The 3,464-nt window shown below is 31.1% G+C and carries 4 protein-coding genes; 3 read left to right on the top strand and 1 reads right to left on the bottom strand.

Annotated elements, in window-relative coordinates; genetic code table 11:
- Positions 1-353 precede the first annotated feature (353 nt).
- The 3 genes from LZ480_RS19535 (at position 354) to LZ480_RS19525 (ending at position 2,674) form a co-directional block, all read left to right on the top strand.
- Complete coding sequence (locus LZ480_RS19535) at positions 354-539, top strand: hypothetical protein (protein WP_241371213.1); 186 nt, start codon at positions 354-356, stop codon at positions 537-539.
- 312 nt (positions 540-851) lie between these two features.
- The gene (locus LZ480_RS19530) at positions 852-1,190 is read left to right on the top strand and encodes a hypothetical protein (protein ID WP_241371212.1); all 339 of its coding nucleotides are present in this window, start codon (positions 852-854) and stop codon (positions 1,188-1,190) included.
- Positions 1,191-1,912: 722 nt separating this feature from the next.
- Positions 1,913-2,674, top strand: coding sequence for a hypothetical protein (locus tag LZ480_RS19525; protein ID WP_241371211.1), 762 nt, complete (start codon positions 1,913-1,915; stop codon positions 2,672-2,674).
- 149 nt (positions 2,675-2,823) lie between these two features.
- Here LZ480_RS19525 and LZ480_RS19520 read toward each other — a convergent pair whose 3' ends face one another.
- Positions 2,824-3,255: a hypothetical protein gene (locus LZ480_RS19520; protein WP_241371210.1), complete on the bottom strand. Its 432-nt coding sequence runs from the start codon at positions 3,253-3,255 to the stop codon at positions 2,824-2,826.
- Positions 3,256-3,464: the final 209 nt, after the last annotated feature.

Genomic DNA, 3,464 nt, shown 5'->3' with positions numbered 1-3,464 from the left:
CTTATGCGTTGTTTTATGCACTTTTGTTAAAAGTCAGTCATGGAAAAGGTTTTGAAGCATTTGATTGATATTGCACTAATGTCTTTGATGAATAAAATCTTGTATAAAAAGTGAAGTCTTATCGTTGTAAATCTGACTCCCTTCTTATTCAACTAACGGGGGCTTTACTTGAAGATCATTGAGTTGCATAGGTAGCTCTTTTTTTCTTATTGAACTAAAGGGGCAGTTTAGTTGAAGAACTTAAGCATGTTTAAAACTTTTTATACAGCCATATATTTATAGTAAAAAAGGAAGTGTACAGAATAAAAAAGGGCAAAATCACTTTAATTGGAACCAGTGGGATTTTATTTGTTGTGTCTTTTCTATTCATCTATAACGTCTCAACTAAAGGAGAAATATCTGAAGCTTCCCCTTCAATAAGTAGTTCTGAACTACATGCTGAAAATGAAAAGAAAATAAAAGAAGCAGAAGAAATTACAACCATACTTTATCAAGAGGGGGGCTTTTTTGAACAGGTAAACAATCATTCCAAAGCATGATCACTTTACATATCAGTTTAGAAAGAGCAGAATTAGTGATCTTCTGAATTATTTAACGGAATAAAATAAACAAATCAAAGACTTTTTGGTTGAAGTTATTGATCTAAAGGGTAAGCGTTCCTGTAATAAGTGAACAGTAAAACAATTAAGTTTGTGAACTAATGTACTTAAGCTAAAGGGGGCTTTACTTGAAGATCATTGAGTTGCATATGTAGCTCTTTTTTTCTTATTGAACTAAAGGAGCAGGTTAGTTTAATAAGAATCTTCTATTCCTTGATATAGAATTAACATTAAAAGGGGGAAATTAAAAAGGTGAATACCAATGAACTAAGAAAATGGGCAGAGAATCACTCCATTGAAAGTAATACAATCAAAGGCTTTTGGGAAATGTTTAATAACTATAAAGAGGAACAAAAAGAGGAATTTCTTGAAGTTTTCGGTGCGGATTTGGATAAAGGGCAATTGATAATTAAGATGAATCGACTTGGACTTTTTATTGATGCTTGGAATAAAGATGCTTTTATGCAGTACGGTTTTGATTACGTTACTACATACATTCCAATCATCTATAAAGATAATCAAATTGGAGAATACAAAATGCTTTTTAACCTAGATGGTATATGTTTTGATGATTATTTTATAATTTTTTAGACAGTTCCTTATTCAACTAACGGGTGCATTAGTGCAACAAGCATTTCGGAAATTTTCACAAACGACGCTTTGGGTGCATTTTCATTATTCAACTATTATATGGGGATGTGTTTATTTGAGAAAGTACAGTAATTTTTCATGGCTTATGGTATTCTTCAGTTTATTATCTTTTGGCATAATTCTATATACAGATATTGACGAATTCTTTTTATCTGGATTAATAATAGTGCTATCTATTAGTGGCGTAGTGTTTGGAGGGCTAGCAAAAAACTTTTTAGTGATAGGTTTTAATATTATTACTCTACTTCTTTCATTATTGTTATTGTTTCTTTTTTTAGTAGTTTACTCCAGGGCATATTTTAGCTAGGAGAAAATTTTAAGTAAAGTTATTGCAAGATTTATTGTTGCACTATAAACAGGGGGCATTAATACAGCTATAAAAATTCTTTTATTTTTAATAAATTCATGATTACTTTAGCTCATTAAAGATTTATAAAGTATACAAAATAAACGTTTATAACGTTCCCGAATTAAAGTTTTAGCCTTAAAAATAAAGTAGTTTTAAAAGTATGTGAATAAATATACTTAAACTAACGGGGGCTTTACTTGAAGAACATTGAGTTGCATATGCAGCTCTTTTTTCTTTATTGAACTAATGGTGCAGGTTAATTCAAGAAGGGATAAAATTAATTATCAAGGGCAAAATAACCTTGGTGATGAAAATGAAGAAAATATTAACTATATTAATGGCATTTACTTTGGTATTTTTAGTTATCCAGCCTGTTATGGCAACACTCGATATCGTTAAAATAGGAAGTGAATTTGTTATTGCATTAACTAAAAAAGATGAAGAACAGGCGAGGACATATCTTGCTTCAGATGTTGACATTCCTGAAATCAGGGAAGATACACCTATAAGAAAAGTTACTGGATTACCTTCACCTAAAGAAAATATTAGTGTAACAATTGCTTATTTCGATGATGATGAAAATTACTTGCAAGGAAGAATAGCTTTTATTTGGGAAATTACATTTAAGAAAGAAAAAATAACTGATATTAGGGTTGTATACGATGGTTCCAATCCGTTTATGAATGAATCTAAAGCTATAAAGGAGTATGAAGCAAAGAATAAAACAAATATACGCCCCCCTTCAAAGTTCCCTTTTGATATTACTCATATAGATGGGTATGTAGACGAAGATGTACTGATGTTACGTTATAGAAGTGCTGGTTTAGGAGGATTGTTACAGATAAAGGTAGTACCACACAATACTGATTTAGAGACACTCAAGGGCGAAAATGATGAATTTTACTCCTTGAAAAATGGAACTAATGCACTGTATCAACCAAACTTCCCACTTGCCTCTCAACTTATTTTTCAGAATGGAAATTCAAGGTATTCAATTAGTATTAGTTACTCAACGAAAGAAAATGTTACAGTAGATGATTTGCTTAAAGTTGCTAACTCAATGTTCTTCAACTAACGGAGTACTTTACTTGAAGATCATTGAGTTGCAAATGCAGCTCTTTTTTTCTTATTGAACTAAAGGAGCAGTTTAGTGACAGTAGGGAAGTTTAGTGTATTTGTAATAACAAAGAATGGTGTATTTTAAAACACCATTCGACTAATTTTTTATTTTTTGTATAAATTAAATGACTCTGTTTTTTCACCCCATTCCACAGTCACTTTAATAAATTTTGTTTTAGAATATTGATTATTATTCCCTACAGCTCCTTTGGTAGTTGAAGTACCTTTTTCTCCTATAGGTGAATCAATTGAATCTAGACCTGCTAAATAGCTAATACTTGATAGTCCACCGCTATTTGTTTCATATGTGACTTCAACAAGCCCTACAGAATTAACATCTTCCCCTTTATATTTTATATACCCTATTTCTGTTATTCTTTCACCTGTAAATTCAGCTGTAAAAGCACCCAACCAATTTTCACTTTCACCATGAAAACTTATCACTTTGGGCTTATCTGTTTCTTGGGCAGAAACAGATAAGCCTAAAATCAATAAGGAGCATAAAAGTAACATAAAAATAACATAAATTCGTTTCATTATCACACCACCTTTTATGATTATTTTGTTCAAAACAGATTAACTTACCACAACAAAATATTTCCTTTTTTAATGAAAAAATAGTTGGGGAAGTAACGTTTCAATAAAAATAGTCTTCAACTCCCATGAAAGAACGTATGAGGTGTAGCGTTGATTTTACGCAATATGGATGGCTAACGGGGTGCATTCCTTGAAGATCATTGAGTTAC

It is taken from the genome of Solibacillus palustris, from assembly GCF_022549215.1.
GTDB lineage: Bacteria > Bacillota > Bacilli > Bacillales_A > Planococcaceae > Solibacillus > Solibacillus daqui.
This window is presented reverse-complemented; position numbering and strand designations above follow the sequence as displayed.